Source organism: Xanthocytophaga flava (assembly GCF_030068545.1).
Classification (GTDB): domain Bacteria; phylum Bacteroidota; class Bacteroidia; order Cytophagales; family 172606-1; genus Xanthocytophaga; species Xanthocytophaga flava.
Genome location: NZ_JASJOR010000033.1, coordinates 80,933 through 106,074, shown reverse-complemented (window position 1 = coordinate 106,074; position 25,142 = coordinate 80,933). Strand labels below are relative to the sequence as shown.

Sequence of the window (25,142 nt, the reverse complement as noted above, 5' to 3'; positions counted from 1 at the left end):
TTGACCACTACTTCGCCAGGCTTCTACCAGCGACAGCATTTTTTCTCGTTTGGCTTCTAAACTATTCATGTTTCAAAGCTAAAACCTATTTTACCGCATTTCAATATGTACTTGGTCGGGCGCATACGCATTGGTGGGTAAAGCCCTGTTTGAGTAGTATCACAAACCTGGACTTGGCTCAATTTGTCCCAACGCAACGGACGTTGCTTTCAAATTGGGTCCGAACGGACGTTCGAACCAGCGTCTTTCTATTCGAACCAGTGCTCTCTCTTTAAACCTCCATTTCTGGAAAGGTTATGGGACACGATAAGACCACTAGCTACCCTCCTCAAAATGGGCAAAATCGCAGCACATGTATCTTTAGTTCTTCAAGAACCTAATTCAAATCTGCCTTTGAAGCCTATGCCTTTGGTAGCCCTGATTATCAGGGCTACTTTACTTTTCAGATCGTTGTATATCGTATAAGCTACTGGACAGGCCATGAGCCTGTTTGAAATAACATGCTCATCCAGTCTTCCAGATGCCATGTTTTTACAATCTTTCCTTTTTCCAGATAATGAAATTCATGCAGCGCAATGACAACCTTTTTGTTAGATGCCTGCATGCCCATAAATTCATGCGTATGGGTAAATGACAGTTGGGCTCTTACTCCCACTTTCCCTTCTGCACCCACAATATCCAGAATGGTAATCATGATATCAGGAAACATAGCTGTAAAATGCAGGACCAGATCTTTGAATCCTGCTGCCCCTGCCTGCTGTCCGGGAGCTAATGGAATATCTTCCCAGTCAGTAGCCAGAATCTGATCCAGCAGCGTAAAATCTCTTGTTGCAAATAGATTATAAAAGGAATGGATGGTATTGCGTTCTTCAGGACTAATACCTCGTACCAGGCCTTCTGTTTGATAGTCTTTCATAGTAATTTTAGTGTTTAATTATATATAGTTGATAAGTATATGGGATGATTAATCAACTCTGACAACAATTTTCCCAGGTGTCTGTCCAGCTTCCAGAGCAAGATGCGCCTGCGGCAATTGGCTGAATGAAAATTCCTGAGATACATGAGGCCTGACAAAGCCCTTTTCAATCAGTTCGGAAATTTTAGTCAGGTTCTCACCGGAAGAATTGACAAAGATCCCGTATCCACGTACGCTGGCTTTTGCCAGTGCATCCTCCAGTTGGCTTTCAAAATGCGGTTGCAGGTAAACCAGACGCCCTCCTGTAGTAAGCACGCTGATAGACCTGCATATGTGCTCAACCGAATTGACAGTATCTATCACGACATCTACTTTGGCAACTACCTCTTCAAAAGGTCTGGCCTGGTAGTCAATCCATTCATCTACACCCAGGCTTTCAACAAATGCTTTATTTTTTGCAGAACTGGTTCCTATCACACAGGCTCCCAGTTGTTTGGCTATCTGGACAGCAAAATGCCCCACCCCACCGGAAGCGCCATGCACTAAAACTCGCTCTCCTGGTGTAATCTGTGCCTGTAGCACTGCCTGATACGCTGTAAGCGCAGCCATCGGTACAGCTGCCGCCTGAGCAAAGGTGAGTTCGGCTGGTTTTAAGGCAATATGCGTTGAGGAGGCAGCCACATAGGTTGCATTGGTACGTCCCAGACCGGGCATATTGAGCAAGCCATATACGGCATCCCCTTCCCGAAAGGCTGTAACCTGTGATCCCACTTTCTCGATTACCCCGGTCACGTCCCAGCCCAATATTACTTTATCGGGAATATTGGGCTGGGTAATCATCTCCAGCATGTGAGGATACTGCCTCACTGCACTATCAATGGGATTTAATCCAATCGCTTTCGTTTTGATAAGCACTTCGTCAGGCTGTAAGTCAGGAATGCTATCCGAACTTTCAACCAGGTTTTCAATTCCACCATTTGATTTCAAAATGTAACTTTTCATGTGTTTACCAGTTAATGTTTACCCTACAAAGGTACAGGCGCGTCATGACCTGGAATGGGTTGAATCAAACCAAAAATGGTATATATCAAACACCCCATTTGTAGTAAAGTAAAAGTTCGGTGAAGAGGCTCTATCCAATGACATACAGGCTGTTTAAACACCAGCCTTGTTCAACAAAAAACAGGTCAGTTACTAGCTAAATCCGTCCCTAAACGACCTCTTGTCCTTATCCTGTCTTATAGCTTTTCTGGAAATGAGGTTTTCAGGGAAAATGGAACTGGTTCGAAAATAAAAGCGCTGGTTCGAACGTCCGTTCGGACCCAATTTGAAAGCAACGTCCGTTGCGTTGGGACAAAGAGAGCCAGGCGTCGGTTCGGATAAATCCCAATCATTCGGCGGGGAATCTGGGCAGGGCAAGCCCTGCCCCTACAGGTCGGAAATTCACATATAGGGTTTGCCCCAAGCAGGTCGATTCACACCAATGCGTGACACGTTGCCAATCAGCACACCTTTGTCTTCTTAGAAGGTTCATCCCTTCCTGTCCTTCAGAAAGAATCTTGTAACAAGACCAGCGGCCTTTACTTTTGGAGGTAATCTTCGCCTAGAAACCAGAGATCACTCTATTTGTCAAAAGATTCTTCGAGAAGGACAGAGGGTAATCATTTCAAGAAGAGATTCTTTCAGAAGGACAAGGAGGAAAGCCGAGCTTTTCGGAAGAACAGGAAGAGTGTTTTTTCTTTCTTCTCCAGGTTGATTATAACACCAACGACAGAAATCAAGGACTTACAAAGAGAGCAAGGTTGCCTTTAAACGCGAAAGGTTGTAGCTGTGCGCTGGCCTTCTTTTTGCCGCGAGGAAAGCCCATGGCTTTGTGCGGGGGGAGGTTCGGCAAAAAGTGCCCTTTTTTTGCAAACACACAGGCTGGCTCACCAAATTCTCATTTGGTACCCCTATTTTTGGGCAAGCAAAAAAAGTAACAGGTGGTAGGGAGAGAAATGTTCTGGACTATAGACCAACTTTGGTTACAAGCAAGCAAAAAATGAAGAGGCTACAGGAAGAGTGAAGAAAGGAACTTTAAACCAGCTCTGAATACACGCAAGCAAAAAGAGTAATTTCCGAATGTATATCTATTCCCGAAAATGCTTAGGAGTAGTCGTAGTATTTTTCTTAAAAAATTTGATAAAGTTAGACGGATCTTCAAATCCCAGACACCAGGAAATTTCTGCAATATTCCAGTTTGTATGCTTTAATAACGCCCTTGCCTCTGTCGCAATCCGTTCAGAAATAAGCTGGCTGGTGGTTTTTCCGGTAATCTCCTTGAGTGCTTTGTTTAAGTGATTACTATGTACATGCAACTGTTCCGCAAATTCTCCCGGAAACTTAAGATGTATCTGCTGTAGAGGACTTTCAATCGGAAACTGCCTTTCCAGCAATTCCAGAAAGAGAGTAGCTATCCTTTCGGAGGCATTGGACTGGCCAGTTTTAACTACCTCCGACAGGGCAGGCCTCAGTTTTAAGGCAGTGAAGATAAGTTCAAGTGTTAATGTGCGTAACACATCGTATTTAAAGCTAAAATCTGAACGTATCTCTTCAAACATCTTATCAAAAATAGCTCTGACAGTAGCAGCTTCTTCATTGGTAAGGTCTAAAATAGGTGTACCACCCGGCTGATACAAAGGATACTCCTTCAGGCTTCCATGTCCTTTAAAGAACGTATCTGTAAACAGGCAAAATACCCCCCTGGGCTTTTCATCAGCAGGTGTCCATCGGTAGGGAACCAAGGGATTGGCAAACATCAACATGTTGTGTTGCACATGAAAAGTCTGATCCACATAGTCTACTGTATTGGGTCCATAAATAAGGGCTATTTTAAAAAAATCCTTCCGACTGTATGGCATCGGATAAGGAGGTTTGGGCCCTGAATAATCTTCCATCCCAAAGACATTAAAATGTCCGATGCTATGTACATTTTCGCTTGGCCAGAACCCTAACTTTTGCCGATAGAAGGCTTCCAGCGATTCCACTTTTTCCATACTAACTATCTGTCAAGGTTATAAAGTTATACCATTTCCCTAATGGCTCCAATAGTTTGCCCGCCTACCTGGTTTGCTTCATCGCTTACAGGCAAAGCAATCACACAGTCAATAGCAGCAGAAATACTCAACCGATTACAAGCACTGATGGCAGAAATGACTCTCATAGATTCCTCCGACTTGCATTCCAGAAATAAATCCGTTAAGGTAGAGTCGGGAGACACCGAGTTAACCTATAATTGTTTTTGATTACAAAAGTATTCTTTCGTAGTGAGACAGAATAGTCAAAGTCAAAGCATTAATGGTTAAAATCAAAGAATAGGTAGTCTGGCCTGTAACTAGGGCTGTGCTTATAAAGTCGCATATCTTTTCTGGAAAAGGATTTTGCAAATAAAGGCCCCACAAAAAGAATAACTCTCTTTCTTATCCTTCCAACACTCTTCTTCCTTTCTGTCCTTCTGAAAGAATCCTGTGACAAAAAGAGTTACGCTTGGTCTCTGAGAGAAAAGTACATAGTATTTCTTTAGATGGTATTTTGGACCCTGTATTGGTTCAAGGTGTTGATCAGGATAAGCTAAAGCCTGACTTGCGTGGAATATTCGAGTCCAAATACCATTAGTTTACTTTCTTATACCTATTCTTCCACTTTCTGCTTTTGAATCTGGGATCAAATAAGCTCCCAGATTTCACCTGCCACTTTTCATTCTTAAACTTGACTGACCCTTGCAGATCATCCAGTGCTAATTGTACGGTAATGGAGTTAATCGTCGTATCGGGAAGTTTCACCGTCAGCTCTTTATACCCTATAAAACTGACCTGTAAACTATCATAATCAGCCAATGGAAAAAGACCTTCTCCACTAGTGTCGCCAGCCCTGCCTGTTATCTGTCCCTGATGAGTCATCTGAATAGAGGCTCCCGGCAGTGCAGCCGCATCCTGGTCAAGAACTCTCACAGAAAAAGTTTTGGTTGCACTGTTACCCTGTTCTACTACTGTAGATTCTCTGGAAAGAAACAACTCCGGATCAGAGTTTAAAATCAATTGACGCCCTTTTACTTCCCAGCTTCCCTGAGTTTTCAGAAATTGTAATCCCTCCTGCCCCTCAAATACAAACCGATGGTCTGGATGCAGCGTAATTTTAGTATGAAATTCAAAGTCTGCATAGTGCCAATATCTTCCTACAATCCGACTCTCCAATGGTTTACAGGACACAAGCATGAGCAACCCAAACAAAATGTATATTTTTTTCATTTTTCCAATGCGTGTTACTATATCATAGATGCTTTTCCTTTATTTTTTCCATAAATTGATTGATTCGTCTTTGATTTAAGCCAAACAGATACGGAAACCTGCCTCGTGAAGTCCCAATATGCTTTACATTCACATGAATATGCTCATCTTCAAGCAATACTACAATCTGTTGCTCCAGCAAGCGAGACCACACACTGGTATAGGCAACCAGGACATAGGTATTCTCATGAGTAAGCTTCCAGCCAAGCTTGTGAATACATTGTCTGATAAGCTGTCTGTTTAGAATGAAGCCAATCCCATACAACAATAGCTACAGCCGCCACTGTAAGTACAAAAAGCCAACTTAGCACAATGACCGCTCTGAACGTATCCAGTTGAAACTCTTTACTAGACAACTTACCTGCTTTAATGTCCCTGTCAATTTGGTCTTTTTTCATTGTTGGTAGCAGTTTGTCCAAAAATACGCAAGAGAATGGAAGGAAAAGTAGAACCACACACTTTCTAAAATTAGTTTCAAAGAACAAAGTATTCCTACTTTCCTATTTTCTTTACAGTATCATATTACCTATGCTATAGACCTGAATTAACTAAATAAGACGATAAGTGTAGAATTTCTTTGTCAGATTTTACTCTTATATTCGCCACTAGCTAACCATATCATCTGTTATCTTTTTACATCACTATGTTAAAACAATTGCTTCCCTACCTATTTGCAAGTCTTTTACTGATTTCCTCCTGTCAACCGGACACTGATCCAACTCCTATTGCTGATAAAACCTGCCGGATTAATGACACCCAATCTATCACACTAAACCCGAATGGTTCCACAGACACAACTACCAGCAAATATGAGTATAACAGCCAGGGCTTGCTGATAAAGATACATAGTACATATTCAGCCGGTTCTATTGCAGTTACCACATATACATATAATTCGGAAGGCTTTCTAACCGAGCAAAAAACAGTTACGGAAGGCAAAAACGAAAGTCTTGAGGTAATTACCTATACCTACGCACAAGGTAAACTCTCCAGGTTCAATACTGTCTTTGAATCAGCTTCCAGTCAGTATACAAACGAATACAGCTATAATACGGATGGTCAAATACTACGTTTTGTATGGAAAGGAAAGAATGTTTTTACGGATGGTAGTACCAGTAGCTATAGAGATTCAGTTCTGAGCCAATATACAAATGGAAAGTTAACTTCATCTATTCAATATCGGGAAACAGATTCATTTCCAGTTAAAATTGATAAATATACTTTTGAAACAGATGAGCAGGGATTAGTCATATCCAGGTCTTCGGGAGATGGTAATAAGGATATCTATCACTACAATGCCGACGGGGAATTAGTAAGAAGAGAGCATCATTACAATAATCAGTTGCGTTCTTATAGTGTATATGAATATGATACTAAAAAAAATATACAAAATATTTTAACACCTACTCCTAAAGGGCATCCTGCTAGCTTGTATGGTGGAAACATACATAACATCACAAAGGATATTAGGTATGACTCCACTTTTCCGGATAACACACTCGAAGAAGATTTATCAAATGTATATGAGTATGAATATAACGATCAGGGATATCCTACAAAGAAGGTTTGGAAATATACATTAAATGGTCAGACCACCCTTTTCACCACTACTTACAATATAACCTGCCAATAAAATTGATTTTACAATCCGGTTCTTTGGAGTAAATACTTCAAAGAACCAACTCATTAACGTTTATACAAATCACTAATGAGTCGCTAGTTACTCTCGTCATGGCAATTATAGTACGAATACTAGCCTTCATACAGATCAAATAGTTACGGAACTCCCATCCGTTGCAGACGACCGTTAACAAGAGTATACAAATACTTATCCTGCAGAAAATTCACTAACTCATTCGTATAGTCTTTTACATCCGGACTGGTATATACTACTCCTTTCTGCTGAAATAAAAAGATGCCCCGATAACTGGCATAGGTATAACAATCCAGACGAATATCGGCCCGTAGTTGGTTTATTTTTCGTTGGCGAAATGCGGGAATTTCATTTGAAATGCTATCCATAAACTGTTGCATCCTTTCCTGAATGGCATTTAAGCTATCCGATTCCCTACGAGCTTCTGCCAGAGTGGTATAATAATGTTTTTCTCTATAGTTATACAATTTATTGCCATAAGCCATGGCTGAGTCTTTGAACGAACGGGACTTAAGGAGAACCTGCTTTTCGATTTCCCTTCGGTAGGGATGTTTTTCAACCAGACTATCCAGGTTACACACTCCCAGTTGAGCAAAAGCGGTAAAGGGTAACAGAAGTGGAAGCCAGTATAGTATTCTCATAGAAACTGAAATATGAATGCCTCTGCAAGGTAGTTAACCACCACAAACCCAAAGAATTCTTAACCATTTTTAACACACTGAGTTCTAGTATTAACTGAATAAAAACGTATCCGAGTTAGTCGTTAATCAAAACACATTACCCTATCTACTCAAAATAAAGATCTCTTTTCCGGTTTATAAGCTTGGGAGATAGGTTCAAGCTCTGTGCCTGAGCTACTAAACTCCACAGAAAACACCGGGAGAGACTATCTTTTTGTATAGGAATAAACCTCTCCTGTTTTTGTGAAGACTCATGTTGCCATCGGTGTAGTGCAGCATCTGGAGCCTGCCAGGTAAGTGAAGAAGTTACAGTATCTGGCGGTTCCGAATAGAGGGCTTTGTAGTAGGCAAGCAAATTGCCCGTGAGATCTCCTTTCCGGAAGGAAGATCCTTCACTGATGAGCTTATAAGGAAAGCTACCCTGCATATCCTCAAACTGCTCTGACACATCCATGAGGATCAAAAGTGTAGCAGCGTCTGTTTGTTCTTTGCTCATTCCTGTTGCCAAACGATAGGTGGAGGCAGCTTCGGCAATCAGCCTTTTTCCTAAAAAGGAATACTTCATAGTCTGCCTGTAGGTGATGTCAAAACTGTCTTTTCGGGTTGCGTTTTGCTGATAAATAGTTCTTAACAACTGTCTTGGGCCATCCGGAATAGCATGATCCTGTGTAATCCATCCACATTCATGGCTATATCGGATGTTGCCAGCCAGAATTTCTGCTTCCGTGTTTGAAAAAACGATCCATACATATACGATTGCTGCACATGCAAAAAAAGCCAGGATAAAGAGGAGCCTTGCAGGAGATAACTTCTTATTCATGGATGCTCAGAAGGCTTTTGGGTAGCTATCTTTCTGGTATAGATCCTGGTAAATATATATCCCACAGCCAGTTGCCAGATTAATATCCCCACAAACTCTTCTTTACCCGGAAAAGTGACAAATGTCAGAACATAAATTGCCAGCGCAGCACATAGCAGAACAAAAAAAATGTCAAGATAGCTAAGATAGCCTAAACACTGAAATAAGGTACAGAAAAGGAGTGTTTCTAAAATAGCCCCACTAACAGAGGCCAGAACCACAAAAAAAAGGTTTGCAGAGAAATAGGCTTGTACTAAGGCCAGCCGCACCATTAGGAAGTAAAGCAGTGTACTTAAAGATAAAAAGAGTACAATGCGGAGCCTGGTTTCAGAAAGCATGGTTGAAATGGCAATGGCAAAAGTAAGTCCAAGCCCGGCATAGGCGTTTATGGATTGCCAAAATCCAGTAGAGAAGTAAAAAATAGTCTGGCACAGGCCATATCCAACAAGAATATACAGAAGTACTCTCCCTTGAGGGAAGACATTAGTAATTTTAAAATCTGTTTCAAATCCAGAAAATAAGCTCATAGCTGTGTGGTATAGAAATGCTGAAGTATTGTTTTATTACTATAGAAAGCCTCACAGCTCTCCTACCTAACAAGTAACTTAAGCTTGCGTTTAGTGTCAATATGACTTTCAGGTGAATATTATCACAAAAAAGTAAACAATCAAATCCATCGATTTGGCAAAACAGTAGAGCAGGTGGTTTTATAGGTTTGTGATTCCAGCACATACCATCGAGAGGAGAGATCCGGGTAACTATGAACGGTATTTTAAGAACATATGGAAAATATAACTACACAGGTCACTCTGAGAGGGTATGAAAAAGTGAGACGGAAGATAATTTAATATAAATATCTCATATAACGTTTTGTCATACGCTTTTCACTTATTCCTTTCATATCTTCTCTAACTCGTATCTTCTGCCAATCGGTGGGGGTGATATTTTCTTTACTAATTTTACGAGCGTTAATCACATAATATCCAGGCTGGAAACACACTTCATCTATCTCGTTTCTATATATATCTTTTATCAGCAGATACATGACTTCTTTTGTATGGCTATTTTTGAACTCAAGCAGAAGTGTAAATAGAGATCTTCCATATACGAAGTTTAGGGATTGAAGCTCTTCAGATAGCAGGAAAGTATATAGATCGTTTATTGTGCTACATGTTTTTAGATTGTCTGGAGCTTGGATTTTTAATACGGTATCACGGGCATGCTGGTAAGCACGAGTCTCCAGGTAAGTGGCAAGTTTACTATAGTTGGCAAATTTTCTGGCTAATACTGTGTCACTTCTCATATACTCCTTGTATTGTTTCAGAATATCAAACCAGATGTCGTTTTGTCTCCCATATAAAATATGTTTTTTTATCTTTTTTCTTTCCACATCATGTATAATAGCAGATTTTGATTGTTTTCTCATCAAGCGATATGCCTTAAGTGAATAACCTTTTGTACTAAGAATAGAATGATTTACATTTTTGTATCCTTTTTCATTTGGTATGGCAAAAAAGAAGATTATTTCTCCCTTAGAATCACAAAATTGTTTAATTGTCAGAAAGTGAACAGGTCCAGGCTGACCCATAATGCCTCTAACAGAAAAAATAAATAAGGCGAAGGTGTATACAAATGATCGACGAGTCAGCATACCACAATAAAGAGACTTAGAATAGCAAAATACCCAATAGCTAAACCAGTCTGAAGTAAATTTCACATGTCGTTTAGTCAGTTTCATCAAGATTGTCTGGTTGCCGGTAATAGTATACGTTTCATCCTCTTATAGCAAGAGGTTTGTACGTTTACAGCATTTATCTGTTGACGTATTTACAAAATACTATTCAAATTTGAAATAGTCGCATGAGAATCTGTAAAACAAAGAAACTGGAAAGGCCATCAGATTATGGTTTCAACTCCACAAATCTCCTTTTTTTCAGAGAATTGAATAATTCTTTCTATACTTACAGCAGAAAAGAAGAAAAATACGGAGACCTTGACACCCCAACGTTATCGAATCGCTGTACTGTTAGATACGTCCAGAGCCTACGACAGAGATGTTCTCAAAGGCATCACGCATTTTAATAAACTATACGACAAGTTTACTTTCTTCTTTTATTCACCTACCTATATCCAGCCAGCCGACTCGGATAAGCTGTGGACCCGCCTGCAACACTGGCATCCAGATGGAATCATAGCACGGGAAACTGCCGGAATGGATCAGTTACAATCTTTTCAGGTTCCTCTTATTATTTCTCCTCATACCCAAACCTATCCCGATTGCATCAATCTGTGGGCAGATAACAAAGCGATAGGTGAACTCGCAGCCCGCTATTTTGTGGAGAAAGGATACAAACACCTGGCCTTCGTAGGATTCAAAGAGTTTCAATGGTCTATAGAGCGGCAACAAGCATTTATACAATCCCTGCAAGCCTGCTCACTCCAAGCCGAAACGTTCCTGTTTGATAGCCAGCAAATGAGCTGGGAGGATCTGCCATCTAATCTTGGCCAATGGGCACAGCAACTCCCCAAACCGTGTGCTGTCTTTTCGGCTACAGATGAACTCAACATCCACTTACTGGAAGCAGCCCGAAAAGTCAATCTGAGTATACCCGATGAGCTGGCTCTTCTGGGAGTAGACGATGACCAGTTGCTTTGTGAGATGATGCAACCGACCCTATCCAGCATAGACCAGAATGCATTTCAGGCAGGATATCAGGTAGCAGAAGGTATGTTGCACTGGCTGGATACCAACCACCCTCCGGTAGCAGATTTTATCATTCCTCCCAAGACGGTAGTAGTCCGTCAATCAACCAGTTCACTGGCTATCGACGATCCTCAGATTCGGTTAGCCCTGTCCTTCATTGGTGAGAATGCGCCTTTTAAAAATATTCGGGTGGAAGATGTAATTGCCGTAACCCACCACTCCCGACGGATTCTGGAAAAGAAATTCAAGTCCCAGCTTAATACGTCCATTCTTGATCAGATTCGCCTGGTCCGTATTAACCGGATTAAGTATCTACTCTCTGAGTCAACGCTGACGATTCAGCAGATTGCCTATGAAATGGATTTTGAAAATCCAGATAATATCACCCGCTATTTCAGGCAGGCTACAGGGTATAGTCCTCTTGAGTATCGAAAGAAATACCAGTCTGGTAATGCGGTTCCTTTACACTAGTACCCTGTGAGGGTTTTACCTTGCATCTAGTTTGATTATTTGTATCCATTTTGTTTGCTTCCTCCCTAAGTTTATTTATTATCCCTTACATCACTCTTTTTGTTTGCTTTACCTGAATTTGATTATTATCTCTTCCACTGGCCACTTCATTTATTTGCTCTCCCAGAGTTTGTCTATTGTCACTTACTTTTCTCTTCCACAAGCTTCTTCATTTTTTGCTTGCCCAAAAAACGAAGCAAAAAAGGGCACCTTTTCCCGATCCTCCCACCCACAGGCCAAGGGCCAACCTCGCGGGAAAAGGAAACCCAACGCACCTATACGACCTTCCATGATTGAAGTGACCACTATTTTCTTTGTATCATGTGCTGTCTGAGTGTAGTAGAAGTGATATACACTTATCTTTTTTAAATGGTACAAATAGAGCTATGATTTCTTGCAACGCGAAAGGTTGTATCTGTGCGTTGGCCATCTTTCTGCCGCGAGGAAAGCCCACGGCTTTGTGCGGGGGAGGTTCGGCAGAAAGTGCCCTTTTTTTGCAAACACACAGGCTGGCTCACCAAATTCTCATTTGGTGCCCCTATTTTTGGGCAAGCAAAAAAAGTAACAGGTGGTAGGGAGAGATATGTTCTGGACTATAAACCAAATCTGGAAGCAAGTAAGCAGAGGTCAATAGAAGAAGAATGCAAGGGATATGAACAAATATAGGTAGGAAAAAAAAGTGAAAGATTGGGAATCTGAAATAGCAATCAAATCTAAAATAATAAAAAACATTCTTTTCATTCTCCCATTTCCTATTCAAATAATCCATTCGCAATCGGACAGCTTATAAACGCAAAATGCAGGTTCTTTTCTGAAAAACCCCTCCATCTTTACAACTCAACACAAACCTGACAAAGTCTGAATAGAAGGCTCTCAGGTACTGACTATACTTATCAGGAATTATTGCACAATGGCTAATTCTCTTTTTGTTCTCAGAGTATGTCTGGTAGCAGCTCTTGGCGGACTGCTCTTCGGATATGATACAGCTGTAATCGCGGGTGCTATCGGTTTTTTACAAGCCCGGTTTGATCTTTCGCCCACCATGGTTGGCTGGGTAGCCAGTAGTGCCATCTGGGGATGTGTGGCGGGTGTAGCTTTCGCAGGCTATCTGAGTGATCAGTTTGGCCGTAAAAAAGCTCTGCTGCTGACAGCATTTCTATTTACCATTTCAGGGATTGCAACGGCATTGCCCAACAGTCTGTCTCTCTTTATTCTGGCCCGCTTTGTAGGTGGGATAGCCATTGGAGCAGCCTCTATGCTTTCGCCATTATATATTGCCGAAATTGCCCCTCCTCATATACGAGGCAGACTGGTAACCTTGTATCAGCTTGCCATCGTGATTGGAATTAACCTGATTTACTATGTAAACATGCAGATTGCGGCTATGGGTGATCAGGCATGGAATACACAAACCGGCTGGCGGATCATGCTAGGGTCTGAAACGATTCCGGCCATTCTGTTTGGCATACTCTTGTTCTTTGTTCCGGAAAGTCCACGCTGGCTTATCAAGCAGGGTAAGATCGGACAGGCACTAGACATTCTCAAGGCCGTCAATGGTACACAACAGGCAGAGTCTATCCGTGAACAAATCCGGGAGTCTCTGGAGAAAAAGACAGGAACATTTAGCGACTTGTTTGCACCCGGACTTCGGAAAGCCCTGAGTATCGGCGTTGTGCTGGCCTTGTTTTCTCAGATTACCGGAATCAATGCCATCATCTATTTTGCCCCGGAAATTTTCAAACGCATAGGCTTTTCGGCTGACTCAGCCTTCATGCAAACCTTTCTGATTGGCATTATCAATACCATCTTTACCATTGTGGCCCTCTGGCTGGTCGACTGGCAGGGACGTAGAAAACTGCTCCTCTGGGGTGTGGCAGGTATGACAATCTGCCTGGGAGTAGTTGGGTACTGCTTTTACTTCTCTCTTCTTTCAGGCCCCTGGTTGTTGATTGCCATATTGGCCTATATCGCCTGTTTTGCCTCTTCACTCGGACCCATTCCCTGGATTATTATTTCAGAGATTTTCCCTACCCAAACACGGGGCGTGGCGATGTCTGTCGCTACAGGCATGGTATGGGTAGGAGTGCTTCTTATTACACAATTTACTCCTATCCTGCTGGATAGTGTAGGAGGAGCTTATCTGTTCTGGATCTTTATGGGCAATTCTATTGTGCTCTTCTTATTCACATTGAAAAACATTCCTGAAACAAAGAATCTGACACTGGAAGAGATAGAACAACAGTGGAAGTAATTGTAGCTACCTATTTTTTTGTCCATGACACCAAATTCCAAAGCAGCGATAACCATTGACATGGGAGGCACTACCCTTAAGATTGGTATTGTGCACCAGGGAAAAATCGTAACGGTTCACAAACAACCCGCCTCCTCCCGTGCCAGTCTCGAAAGCATTCTCAACGAACTGGTACCGGTAATCAATGATCTGATTCGTCAGACATCCATAGTACCCTATGGGATAGGCATTGCCTTTCCGGGTATTGTAGACAGTCCAAACAAACGTATTCTGTCTGACTATGTCAAATATCCCAATGCCAAAGATATCGATCTTACAGACTGGGCTGTAACCCACTGGAATATCCCTCTGGCTATTGAGAATGATGCACGGGCAGCCCTGGTAGGAGAGTGGCAATATGGAGCAGGCAAATCATCCAATGATTTGGTGCTGATTACCTTGGGTACTGGGTTTGGGTCAGCCGTTATCATGGATGGACGGCTGGTCCGGGGCAGAAATTACCTGGCGGGCAATCTGGGTGGACATATGACCATTAACCTGGATGGTCGTGTGTGCAACTGTGGAAATATTGGTTGTCTGGAAACCGAAAGTTCTGGTTGGGCACTAAAGGATCTGGTCGAAAGTTCGCCGGTTTTCCCATCCAGTACATTAGCCAGACAGGAAGAGATAAACTTCCAAACCTTGTTTCAACAAGCTAAAATAGGCGATTCACTTGCCAATAAACTAGTGCATCATAGCCTGAAGGCCTGGGCACTGGGGATTATCAATCTGATTCATGCCTATGATCCTGAAAAAGTGATTGTTGGCGGTGGCATCATGCATAACAGTGAAATCATAATCCCTTATGTAAAACACATGGAGCAAAAACACAGCTGGAGTAAAAACAATAATGTCTCCATTGTCGCTGCAGAACAGATTGAGTTTGCGGCTTTGCTAGGAATGGACTATTTACTAACCAGCTATACTCATTAATCTTTTGGCGTTATGTCATCTCATTACGATAAATTTCCTAAAACAACTGTCTCTGCAGATTCTCAACAGGTTATTATTGGCTGGCCTGCTATTTTAGCTGCACTCACCAATCAGTTGGAGGCACTGCAAAAACAACGGGTGATCCTTGTTGTGGATACCTATCAGGGTGTCAATAATACAGAAGCAGAAAGCGCCTTTCGGTCTTTGCCACATACTGCCTTTTTTAAAAGTACGGATGCCTTTAAATCCGTAGAGCAATGCAGGCAAATGGTCTATCCGGACTTAACCGATGACCCTGTGTTTGGTAGAATTACCAATCTAACAATCAAGGATTTCTTTGAGGAAGAGAAAGTATCAGCTATTCAGGCACAAATTCAGGCTATCCGGACAGGACTGGTAATTGTGTATGGAGAGGGAGCTTCGTATTTAGTGCCACAACCAGATCTGTTGCTGTATCTGGATATGCCACGCTGGGAGATCCAACTGCGGATGCGGCAAAAGAAGGTAAGCAACCTGGGAGTAGACAATGCTCAGGAAGCATTTTCCCGATTGTATAAACAAAGTTACTTCATTGACTGGCGGGTACTCGATCTGCACAAAAAGGCACTATTTAATCGCCTGGATTACTACCTGGATACCACACAGGCAGAGATTCCGAAAATGGTATCCGGGGCAACGTATTTAGAAGGTCTTTCACAGTTGGTACAACAACCCTTTCGCCCTGTACCGTTCTTTGATCCGGGTCCATGGGGAGGGCAGTGGATGAAAGAGGTGATGGGTCTGGATAGCTCTGTAGTTAACTTTGCCTGGGGTTTTGACTGTGTACCGGAGGAAAACAGCCTGCTTCTGGCTTTTGGAGACATCTCACTGGAAACACCTGCTATCAATCTGGTTTTTCTGCATGCCCAAGCTTTACTTGGAGAGCATGTACATGCTGTTTTTGGAGAGGAGTTTCCAATCCGGTTTGACATGCTCGATACCATGGATGGAGGCAACCTAAGTCTTCAGGTCCATCCTACCCGGGAATATATTCACGAACACTTTTCAATGCCTTATACGCAGGATGAAAGCTATTACTTTCTGGATGCCAAACCCGATGCCTTTGTCTATCTTGGGGTAAAAGAAGGGGTTGACCCTGACCGGATGATTTCCGCCTTAGAGGAAGCACAACATTCTGGTAATCCGTTTGATGCCGATGAATATGTAAACAAGTGGCCTGTCAAAAAACACGATCATGCCTTGATCCCGGCAGGGACCATCCATTGTTCTGGCAAAAACAGCATGGTACTTGAAATCAGTGCCACTCCGTATATCTTTACTTTCAAGCTTTGGGACTGGGGAAGAATGGGACTCGATGGCAAACCGCGGCCAATTCACATCGAACACGGACGCAAGGTGATTCAATGGGAACGAGATCAACACTGGACAGCCCAGCAGCTTCTGGATCAGATTGAAGTACTAGCTAGTGGCGAAGGCTGGAAAGAAGAACGTACCGGACTACATGCACTGGAATTTATCGAAACACGAAGACACTGGTTTACGACTAAGGTATCCCACCATACACAAGGTACTGTCCATGTACTGAATCTGGTAGAAGGCGATCAGGTACTGGTGGAAAGTCCAACACAGGCATTTGCTCCGTTTGAGGTTCATTATGCAGAAACGTTTGTTGTCCCTGCTGCTGTGGGAGAATATACCATTCGTCCTATTGGGAATTCATCCATGTATGCAACAATGAAAGCGTATGTGAGAAATCCGATACCCTAAAACGTAAGTTTCTCTGAGAAAACTATCATCCATCTGTTACCACTCATTAACCACAATGACTATAGCTGAACACTTCTCGTATGCCAGAAGGAAATGGCTTTTTTATCTGATATTTCTCTGCCTTCCACTACTGAACGTGTGGGGACAGTCCCATGTAATCTGGCAGATTGGCTCTCAGGATGGCAAGGGAACTGAGTTTGCGCTGGCACCCTCCCGTTTCAGTCAATTTCTCAACCAGGATTTTGGATGGGAAGACCGTTACTATCTGATTGGTCGCTCCTCTCCTGCTACTGACTGGCCCTATGCGCTGCCTGGTCCGGCAGATGCATGGGGTGGCACAGGTCCTACTTCCGGTGTGCGGTATCAGCAACTTAGTATTCTGTTTGGGATCGACCAGAAGCCTGCTACTGGTAACTGGAAACTGATTCTGAATCTGCTTGACAATGCAGCTACTAATCCTCCCCTTTTCAAGGTTAGTATCAATGGGCATGCTACTACATATCAGCTTCCTGCTGGTGGTGGGGATTCCTCCTTGACAGGCAATCTGGTTCGTGCAAAAAAATATACACTGGAAGTACCTTTTCGTACCGAATGGCTTCAATCAGGCAACGAAATCACCTTAGCCATTCTGCAAGGCTCCTGGTTATTGTTTGACCAGATACGACTGGAAGGGCCACAAAATGTAAAGATAACCCAACCCTCTCAGGTGTTTGTCCGCACGATACAACCTGCCGCCTATCAGATTGAAAAAGACGGCAAACCACATCAGCCTCTGCTGATAGATCTGGAACATCTGTCAGGCAAACCCCGTCTGAGTGTATGGCTGGATAAGGTAAAAATACAGGAAGAGACCATTGAGACAGGACGTTACCAACTGGAAGCACCTATGCCTGCGGTGACACAAAACAAACAAAGTGAGTATGAAATAAAGCTGGATGGCAAAACACTACTAAAAGGTAAAGTAGCACGTTCAGCACAACTCCTAATCACTCCGGCAGACTATGTTGACACACAGATGGGATCAGCCCATTCCCGCTGGATGATAGCTCCCGGCCCCTGGATGCCTTTCAGCATGGTAAAGCTCAGTCCTGATAATCAACCCGCCGGATGGCAGGCAGGCTATGACCCGAGCATTGAAAGCATTGGCTCGTTTAGCCACATTCATGAATGGACAATGGCAGCTATTGGCATTATGCCAGTCAATGGTCCGCTCAAAACACAGGTAGGCGATCCCCAACATCCGGGACAAGGCTATCGATCCCGTATGGATAAAGCATCCGAACAAGCCCCTTTGGGTTATTACAAAGTTCATCTGACTGATTATGACATTCAGGCCGAACTAACCGCTACAACTCGTTGCGGATTTCAGCGCTATACCTTCCCTAACCGGAAAGATTCTCGGGTGATGGTCGACTTTCAGATTCCGGCTGAGTATACCTATCATATTGAAGAACTGGAAGTGAAACAGAAAAATGATCACACCCTAGAAGGATTCAGCAAGCAGAAAACACCTGATGCCTGGTCTGGAGGAGTGGATCAGGAGTATACCATTTATTTTGTCATTGAGTTTGATCAACCGATACGACAACTAGGTACATGGATCAATGATTCGATACAAAACACCAATCAGATCCATCGCATAAAACCTGCCCATGCAGGAGCTTATGCCGAATTTGACACCGAGCAAAACAAAGTTGTACAGGTTCGTTCGGCTCTTTCACTGGTCAGCCTGGAAAATGCCCGGCTCAATCTGGAAACCGAGGTAGTCAAGCCATTTGGATGGGACTTTAATGCAGTGCGTCAGGCTCAGGTGAAAACCTGGAATGAACTGTTATCCCGTCTTCAGATCAGCACCAGCGACAGAAGAGAAAAGGTTCGGTTTTATACCAATATGTATCGTGCTCTCTGTAGCCGCAATACCTGGAGTGATGTCAATGGCCAGTGGGTAGATGCAACAGAGAAAGTTCGCCAGTTTTCCAATCCAAAAGATGTAGCCTTGGGTTGTGATGCCTTCTGGAATACATTCTGGAACCTGAACCAGTTCTGGAATCTGGTTACCCCGGAATGGTCATCCCGATGGGTTAAATCCCAGCTGGCAATGTACGATGCCAATGGTTGGCTGGCGAAAGGACCTGCAGGAATGGAATATATTCCGGTGATGGTTGCCGAACACGAAATTCCACTTGTGGTCAGTGCCTACCAGATGGGTATTCGGGACTATGATGTTAATAAGGCGTTGGCTGCAACCATTAAAACGCAAACTACCCTGCCTGAAAAGGTAGGAAACGGGTTAGCTGGTAATGCAGACCTGCAACCCTATCTTACCCACAAGTTTGTTCCCTACGATAAGGGACGTTTTTCAAACTCACTGGAATACGCCTTTGATGACTATTGTGTGGCACAATTTGCCAAATCACTCGGTCAGCAAGCTCCCTATAAGCAGTTTTCAGATCGCGCCAGCTGGTGGCAAAATGCCATCAATCCCAAAACAGGGTATGCCCACCTGAGAGGTTCGGATGGTAACTGGCAGGCAAACTTTGATCCCTTTAAATCTGGCGCAAATGAGCATTACGTCGAAGGCAATGCATGGCAGCTCACGTTCTTTGTTCCTCAGAATGTGCCTGCACTGGCTAAGATCATCGGACAGGACGAATTTATCAAAAGGCTCAACTGGGGCTTTACAGAAAGTGAAAAGCTCCGGTTTAATGCACCTGGAGATCAGTACTGGGACTATCCGGTTATACAAGGCAATCAGCAGTCGATGCATTTTGCGTTTTTGTTTAACTGGGTAAAACAACCGTGGCTTACCCAACAGTGGAGCCGTTCTATAATAGATCGTTATTATGGATCAGGAGTTTCCAATGCCTATCTGGGAGATGAGGATCAGGGTCAGATGAGCGCCTGGTTTATCATGGCTGCACTGGGATTGTTCCAGACAGATGGTGGTTGCCGGATTGATCCTATCTATGAAATTGGCAGCCCTCTCTATTCCAAAGTAGTGATTGACTTAGGCAGTCAGTATGGCCGGGGAAAATCGTTTACCATTGAAGCACACAATGCGTCCCGAACCAACAAGTTTGTTCAAAAAGCTGTACTGAATGGCAAAGAACTAAACGCCTGCTGGTTTCCAGCCAGTGAACTCCTCAAAGGAGGAAGCCTGGTACTGGAAATGGGACCACAACCCAATAAAAGCTGGGGCATTATACCACCGCCAGTTGCTGAATAATTTTAACTACTCTTTACATTCTTATGTCTAAAAATATATTATTACTGGTTCTTATTGGGATTGGATTGCTTAGTTCGTGCCAATCAAAGCAATCTCCAACTCATTCCCTTGCAGATTCCATCCTAGCCAATCCATCGTATGCGACAGTGAAAAAGCAGTCGCTGGATATAGTCAAAACCGGATTCAATGCCGGAGACGGATATGGAGAGGTGTGGATACGGGACTACAACACCTTTATTGAGCTATCCGCAAAAGTATCCCCTCAACAGGCTTTGCGTGAAAATCTGGAAGTGTTTTTCCGGCTTCAGGGCAAAGATGGCAATATCGTAGATGGATTCATTCCAAGACAAAAAGCAGCAGGAGGCTACGATTATATCTATTCCGATCTGGAACCCCGTTATGCCGGACATAAAAATACGGTAGAGACCGATCAGGAATCTTCGCTGGTTCAGGCTGTATATAAATTCATAACCGTTACCAAAGATACTACGTTTCTTACTGCAAAAATTGGAGACAAAACCGTTGCAGACCGGTTGGAAGCAGCGATGGATTATCTTCTGACTCACCGCCTGGATACAACACATGGACTTTTGTATGGAGCCACTACAGTGGACTGGGGCGATGTGCAACCGGAACATGACTGGGGTGTATTTATTACCGATCAGACTCACTATACCCTTGACATCTATGACAATGCCATGTTTATCATTGCCCTGGACAATCTGATTCACCTGTTACCACAAAAACAACAACGCTGGAAAACTGTCCGTCAGTCTATCGCAGCTAACTGCAGGAAACATCTCTGGGATGCGAAGAAGCAAAAATTCAAACCACATATTTATCTCACGTCCTCCCCATTTCCGAAAGAGTTTAATGAAGATAGTATTTACTATCATGGAGGAACAGCTATTGCGATAGAAGCCGACCTGCTATCCAAAGATGAAATCAAAGCTTCCCTTCAACACATGATCGAAAACGTAAAAGCCAGTGGAGCGAAAACCATCGGACTTACAATCTATCCTCCCTATCCGCAAGGGTATTTCAAAAACAAAGGAATGTATCCCTATGGCTATCAGAACGGAGGCGACTGGGACTGGTTTGGAGGTAGAATGATTCAGCAACTGGTGCGCTATGGATTTATTGAAGAGGCAGTACAACAGCTAAAACCTATGGCTGACAGGGCCGTCAAAAATAAGGGCTTTTATGAATGGTATACTCCTCAAAACAAACCCGAGGGTTCAGGCACCTTCCGCGGATCAGCAGGTGTATTGTATAAGGCAATCACACTATTGGAAGAGTGGGCTGAGCAACAAAAAGTTACAGAGAAACAGTAGTAGAATGAGTCATTTGAGACTTTTGATGTGATTTTGATTGAAATCGTAAGCAAAGCCTATACTTTTAGAAGTGTAGGCTTTGTTTTATATTAGATAGATTGTTCATTACATTCGATTTAATTCGAATGTCCGTTCAATGTGGTCCTAACTTTTTTCTCTTTTTTGTCCTTCTGCTAAGAAAACAACCTCTCTGTCCTCCTTAAGGAACTCGTCGCAAGACCGGCGGCCTTTCCAACTGGAGTATATTTCGCTCTCATAAACCAAACGCAGCTCTATTTGTCACAAGATTCTTACAGAAGGACAGTGAGGATAAGAACTTTTCAGGAGGACAGGAAGAAATAAGTTTTCCTTTAAGTTTACAGCAATGAAAGTACGTTTGAACCAACCCCTTCTCTCTAAGCCATCTAATTTGAAAAAATTAGATGCTACAAGTTCACAAATGAAAGGCTCCAGAATCGACTGTAGCAAACCAATGTATAGATAGTTTTCAAATACACGATTCTCAAGCCTTTCAAATTCCTTTGGTACGTTTAGAAAATCGCGATAAATAGAACCCGATAATATTTAATTATCAGACTCTATATTGTAACAACCTGATTGCTAAGATCTTTCAGTCTGACATGTTGTCACATTTAGACGAAATGTCTATCTAGACCATGTTTCGAAACCAATAGAGAAAAGCTTTTAAGTTCATTTTTATGAACCAGATGCGTCAGCAGCAAACAAATACATTGGGTTCAAGCAGAGAGCAATTTAAAGAACAGATTAGGGAGTAAGCTTTGGATTGGTATGGGAGTTACATAAATTTAGTGTCAATATGGATTCTGAGTTGAGCTTTCCCAGTCCAGGCTATTCATGAAGAATATGATACATATAGAAACAGAAACATTTCACTTACGATTGGTTATATATCTAGTATGTTTCTAGTATGGCTATTTTGTTTATAAGCCTAGTTAGCGAAATGGAAAATAGGAGAGTAACTAACTGTGAGCATCTATTATAAAATTCTATTCTACTTATATCTGAAAGAAACAAAATAAACCTAGAATGACCCTACATCACAAAATCAGTAATGCCCGAAAAAGCAAAGGACTAACCCAGGAAGAGCTATCTTCCTTAACAAAAGTTACAGCCCGAACTATTCAGCGTATCGAAAGTGGCGAAAATATCCCCCGCAATTACACGCTAAAAGCCATTGCTACTGTGTTGGAAATACCCTATGAAGAATTACTGGAAATCAATTCTCCAGCACAAAAACCCATAGAAGATCTGCATGAAGGGGACTCCTCCAACATAGAAGAGAGCAAACATTTTCTACGATTACTTTGTCTTTCCTGCTTTGCCTATCTGATTATCCCGTTTGTACATTTTCTTGTACCATCATTTCTTTTAAAGAAACAAAAGGAGCCACATCCTGCCATCATTCGTTTTGCCAGAAAAGTAATTCTCAATCAGATTTATTGGGTCATATCTTTTCATGCACTGCTTTTACTAACATTTCTATTTAACTTCCTTCAGGTTAAATACACAGCCAGTCCTTACGTGCTCGATTTTATATGGACGTTTTTCATCTGTTATATACTGAATGCTATTATTATTCTTGTACAAATTTTCCGGATACAAAAACTTAATTTAGCATCCTCATATTCCTCAAAAACATCTGTTATTGCCTAATTTCGTGGAAATGACGTGTAAATGTCTGTAGACGTCTATTAGCCTCCTTCGTAGTTTTGCATCTGATAAACCATCAAGTCATATGCAAATTACTATACTTCTGAGAGCCAGTATACTCACGATCATTTACTTCATAAACTCCTTTGTATCTGTATGTCTGGCTCAGCAGATACCCCAAACACCTACCAATACACTGATACTACCTGCTGAAGATTATCAAATGGACTTTCAGTGGTATACAGATACACTTCAGTCAAAGCCACAATCTTATACTGCCTTGCTAATTCCTGTGCACCTCCCACACTGTGATAAATTGTTTTATATGCAGTTTGATTCAGGCTCTCCTTATTCACTATTTTATACCAATAAACTAAAAGCTATACAGGCCAGATATCCTAAATCTGTACAGATAAAAGACTCAGCAGATAAACTAACAAACTTCTCATTTCGAATAGGTGGGCAGAAAATACTGGCAAAAGAAATAACCATCAGACAATTTGATAAAACATCCATCCACTGGAAAGAAAAGAATAGTATAGAGATTATAGGAACCATTGGAGTTGACGTCTTTGAGAATAAGACCCTGGTAATTGACTATCCTGCAAAAAAGATTTTTATTGGTAATGGTATTCCCACAACGATTGCTTCAGGCCTTAGTTTATCTGATTTTATTTTTGTAGGGAAACGCATTTTGTTACCAGCTCTGTTAAAAAACAAAAAGACTATTCTGTATTTCGATACCGGTTCAAGTGCCTATCCACTCCTAACAGATAAAGAAACAAGTTTATCGCTTTCTGTTCCCAACTCCACACCAGTTCAATATCAGGTAAAGTCATGGGAGAAGATTTTGACGGCCAATACCCTACCTACAAAAGACAGTATAGAAATAGCTGGAAATAAATTGCCACTCCATACTGTAACCTATATGGACGGTGTTAGCAATGCACAGGTTATGCAAATGAAGAAGATGGGTATTGGCGGAATGACAGGCAATGCACTTTTTCTGAAATATATTCTGGTACTAGACACTAAAAACAAAAAGTTTGGAGCTAGCCTTTCCTCAACCGAGTAACAAAAGCAAACCGCTTTCACACAAGAGCTTTCTGAAAATTTAAAAATAGCCTTCATAGAAATAGTTAAATCATATAGTACATTTGATAAATAACATGAATCAACTATTATTATCTTCCGTTATTTCAGGCTCTGATACACTAATAGACATATGGGAAAATCAAAAAATATATCTGTTACCAAAACTTCTGAACAAAAAGTAATTGATACAATTAACAGCTTTGAGAATATTTCTGGAGAATGGGCAGAGAAAACAGCTGATTATCTCAGGCTTGGTTTGGAAGGTGCCACCAATACGACACGTGCGTATAAGAGTGATGTCAAAGCATTTGAACAGTGGTGCCAATCACAGGGTGTAACACATTTACCTGTGGCGGTTGAAACACTAGCTGCTTATGTAACTTTTCTGGCTGAAGAGAAAAAAGTATCTACCATCGAACGTAAACTTTCTGCCATTGCCAAATTACATGAATTGAAGGGTTATGAGTATGTGGCCTATCAGAAATCCTTCCGGACACTGATGTATGGCATCCGACGGAAGAAAGGAATCCGTCAAAAACAAGCGCCGGCTTTTACACTGGCAGCTTTTAAACAGGTAGTTACCCAGCTGGACGATTCTGTATTACTTACCCTTCGTGATAAATCCATTTTACTACTTGGGTTCGCCTCTGCCTGTCGCCGTTCTGAACTGACGTCACTGAATATTGAAGATCTTGATTTTCGTACAGATTGCCTGATTGTTTCACTGAAACGAAGTAAAACCAATCAGTTAGGTGACTATGAAGAAAAAGCTATCTTTTATTCTCCAGATCCTAGCGTTTGCCCTATTCGTACACTTCAGAAATGGATACAGTCGCTGAACCGACAGACAGGTCCCTTGTTTGTTTCATTTCGCAAAGGTGATCATCCTACAGAGAAACGAATACCGGATGATAATATCTATGATGTGATCCAGAAACACCTGGGAAAACGCTTTTCTCCGCACTCCCTTCGGGCGTCTTTCGTATCTATTGCGAAAGAAAATGGAGCAGATGATGGTTCCATTATGCGACAAACCAAACATAAAACCCAGGTAATGATACGTCGGTATACCCGTATTGAAGATATCAAGAAATATAACGCAGCCATGAATCTGGGACTGTAGAGATAGGCAGCAGCCTCATTTGTAAAACACCACTCTTATTACTGCATAACGTAAT

The 25,142-nt window shown here is 42.1% G+C and carries 21 protein-coding genes; 10 read left to right on the top strand and 11 right to left on the bottom strand.

Going from position 1 to position 25,142, the window contains the following annotated elements:
* Positions 1–466: 466 nt before the first annotated feature.
* From QNI15_RS32285 to QNI15_RS32255, 7 genes are all read right to left on the bottom strand, one after another.
* Positions 467–916: an ester cyclase gene (locus QNI15_RS32285; RefSeq protein ID WP_314035911.1), complete on the bottom strand. Its 450-nt coding sequence runs from the start codon at positions 914–916 to the stop codon at positions 467–469.
* A gap of 48 nt (positions 917–964) precedes the next feature.
* Positions 965–1,918: an NADP-dependent oxidoreductase gene (locus QNI15_RS32280; protein ID WP_314035909.1), complete on the bottom strand. Its 954-nt coding sequence runs from the start codon at positions 1,916–1,918 to the stop codon at positions 965–967.
* 1,127 nt (positions 1,919–3,045) lie between these two features.
* Entirely contained in the window at positions 3,046–3,951 is a 906-nt protein-coding gene (locus QNI15_RS32275; RefSeq protein ID WP_314035907.1) for a helix-turn-helix domain-containing protein, read from the bottom strand.
* 26 nt (positions 3,952–3,977) lie between these two features.
* Positions 3,978–4,118 carry a hypothetical protein gene (locus QNI15_RS32270; protein WP_314035905.1) on the bottom strand — a complete coding sequence of 47 codons (141 nt, stop codon included), beginning with the start codon at positions 4,116–4,118 and terminating at the stop codon, positions 3,978–3,980.
* 448 nt (positions 4,119–4,566) lie between these two features.
* Entirely contained in the window at positions 4,567–5,202 is a 636-nt protein-coding gene (locus QNI15_RS32265; protein WP_314035903.1) for a carboxypeptidase-like regulatory domain-containing protein, read from the bottom strand.
* Between the two features lie 22 nt (positions 5,203–5,224).
* Positions 5,225–5,395: a hypothetical protein gene (locus tag QNI15_RS32260; protein ID WP_314035901.1), complete on the bottom strand. Its 171-nt coding sequence runs from the start codon at positions 5,393–5,395 to the stop codon at positions 5,225–5,227.
* Between the two features lie 31 nt (positions 5,396–5,426).
* A complete protein-coding gene (locus QNI15_RS32255) occupies positions 5,427–5,639 on the bottom strand; it encodes a hypothetical protein (protein ID WP_314035899.1) in 213 nt (70 codons plus the stop codon).
* Between the two features lie 245 nt (positions 5,640–5,884).
* Here QNI15_RS32255 and QNI15_RS32250 point away from each other — a divergent pair, with 245 nt between their 5' ends.
* Positions 5,885–6,874 (top strand): hypothetical protein, encoded by a 990-nt coding sequence (locus QNI15_RS32250; protein ID WP_314035897.1) that lies wholly within the window; start codon positions 5,885–5,887, stop codon positions 6,872–6,874.
* Positions 6,875–7,017: 143 nt separating this feature from the next.
* Here the strand turns inward: QNI15_RS32250 and QNI15_RS32245 are convergent, their stop codons facing one another.
* The 4 genes from QNI15_RS32245 to QNI15_RS32230 form a co-directional block, all read right to left on the bottom strand.
* A complete protein-coding gene (locus QNI15_RS32245; RefSeq protein ID WP_314035895.1) occupies positions 7,018–7,536 on the bottom strand; it encodes a hypothetical protein in 519 nt (172 codons plus the stop codon).
* Positions 7,537–7,681: 145 nt separating this feature from the next.
* Entirely contained in the window at positions 7,682–8,395 is a 714-nt protein-coding gene (locus QNI15_RS32240; RefSeq protein WP_314035893.1) for a hypothetical protein, read from the bottom strand.
* Positions 8,392–8,961 carry a hypothetical protein gene (locus QNI15_RS32235; RefSeq protein ID WP_314002612.1) on the bottom strand — a complete coding sequence of 190 codons (570 nt, stop codon included), beginning with the start codon at positions 8,959–8,961 and terminating at the stop codon, positions 8,392–8,394. The genes QNI15_RS32240 and QNI15_RS32235 overlap by 4 nt, the downstream gene beginning before the upstream one ends.
* Before the next feature lie 317 nt (positions 8,962–9,278).
* Complete coding sequence (locus tag QNI15_RS32230; RefSeq protein WP_314035891.1) at positions 9,279–10,172, bottom strand: hypothetical protein; 894 nt, start codon at positions 10,170–10,172, stop codon at positions 9,279–9,281.
* Between the two features lie 255 nt (positions 10,173–10,427).
* Between QNI15_RS32230 and QNI15_RS32225 the strand changes: the two genes are divergently transcribed.
* From QNI15_RS32225 to QNI15_RS32185, 9 genes are all read left to right on the top strand, one after another.
* The gene (locus QNI15_RS32225) at positions 10,428–11,609 is read left to right on the top strand and encodes a XylR family transcriptional regulator (RefSeq protein ID WP_314002618.1); all 1,182 of its coding nucleotides are present in this window, start codon (positions 10,428–10,430) and stop codon (positions 11,607–11,609) included.
* Between the two features lie 949 nt (positions 11,610–12,558).
* Positions 12,559–13,899 (top strand): sugar porter family MFS transporter, encoded by a 1,341-nt coding sequence (locus tag QNI15_RS32220; protein WP_314002622.1) that lies wholly within the window; start codon positions 12,559–12,561, stop codon positions 13,897–13,899.
* Positions 13,900–13,923: 24 nt separating this feature from the next.
* On the top strand, positions 13,924–14,871 hold the full coding sequence (locus QNI15_RS32215; RefSeq protein WP_314002624.1) for an ROK family protein: 948 nt from the start codon (positions 13,924–13,926) through the stop codon (positions 14,869–14,871).
* A gap of 12 nt (positions 14,872–14,883) precedes the next feature.
* On the top strand, positions 14,884–16,638 hold the full coding sequence (locus QNI15_RS32210) for a class I mannose-6-phosphate isomerase (protein WP_314035889.1): 1,755 nt from the start codon (positions 14,884–14,886) through the stop codon (positions 16,636–16,638).
* A gap of 55 nt (positions 16,639–16,693) precedes the next feature.
* Positions 16,694–19,864 carry a GH92 family glycosyl hydrolase gene (locus tag QNI15_RS32205; RefSeq protein ID WP_314035887.1) on the top strand — a complete coding sequence of 1,057 codons (3,171 nt, stop codon included), beginning with the start codon at positions 16,694–16,696 and terminating at the stop codon, positions 19,862–19,864.
* A 23-nt stretch (positions 19,865–19,887) separates the two neighbouring features.
* Positions 19,888–21,198, top strand: coding sequence for an amylo-alpha-1,6-glucosidase (locus QNI15_RS32200; RefSeq protein ID WP_314035885.1), 1,311 nt, complete (start codon positions 19,888–19,890; stop codon positions 21,196–21,198).
* A gap of 1,047 nt (positions 21,199–22,245) precedes the next feature.
* The gene (locus QNI15_RS32195; protein WP_314002631.1) at positions 22,246–22,872 is read left to right on the top strand and encodes a helix-turn-helix domain-containing protein; all 627 of its coding nucleotides are present in this window, start codon (positions 22,246–22,248) and stop codon (positions 22,870–22,872) included.
* Positions 22,873–22,954: 82 nt separating this feature from the next.
* A complete protein-coding gene (locus QNI15_RS32190; protein WP_314002633.1) occupies positions 22,955–23,944 on the top strand; it encodes a hypothetical protein in 990 nt (329 codons plus the stop codon).
* A gap of 150 nt (positions 23,945–24,094) precedes the next feature.
* Complete coding sequence (locus QNI15_RS32185; RefSeq protein ID WP_314002635.1) at positions 24,095–25,087, top strand: site-specific integrase; 993 nt, start codon at positions 24,095–24,097, stop codon at positions 25,085–25,087.
* Positions 25,088–25,142 lie beyond the last annotated feature (55 nt).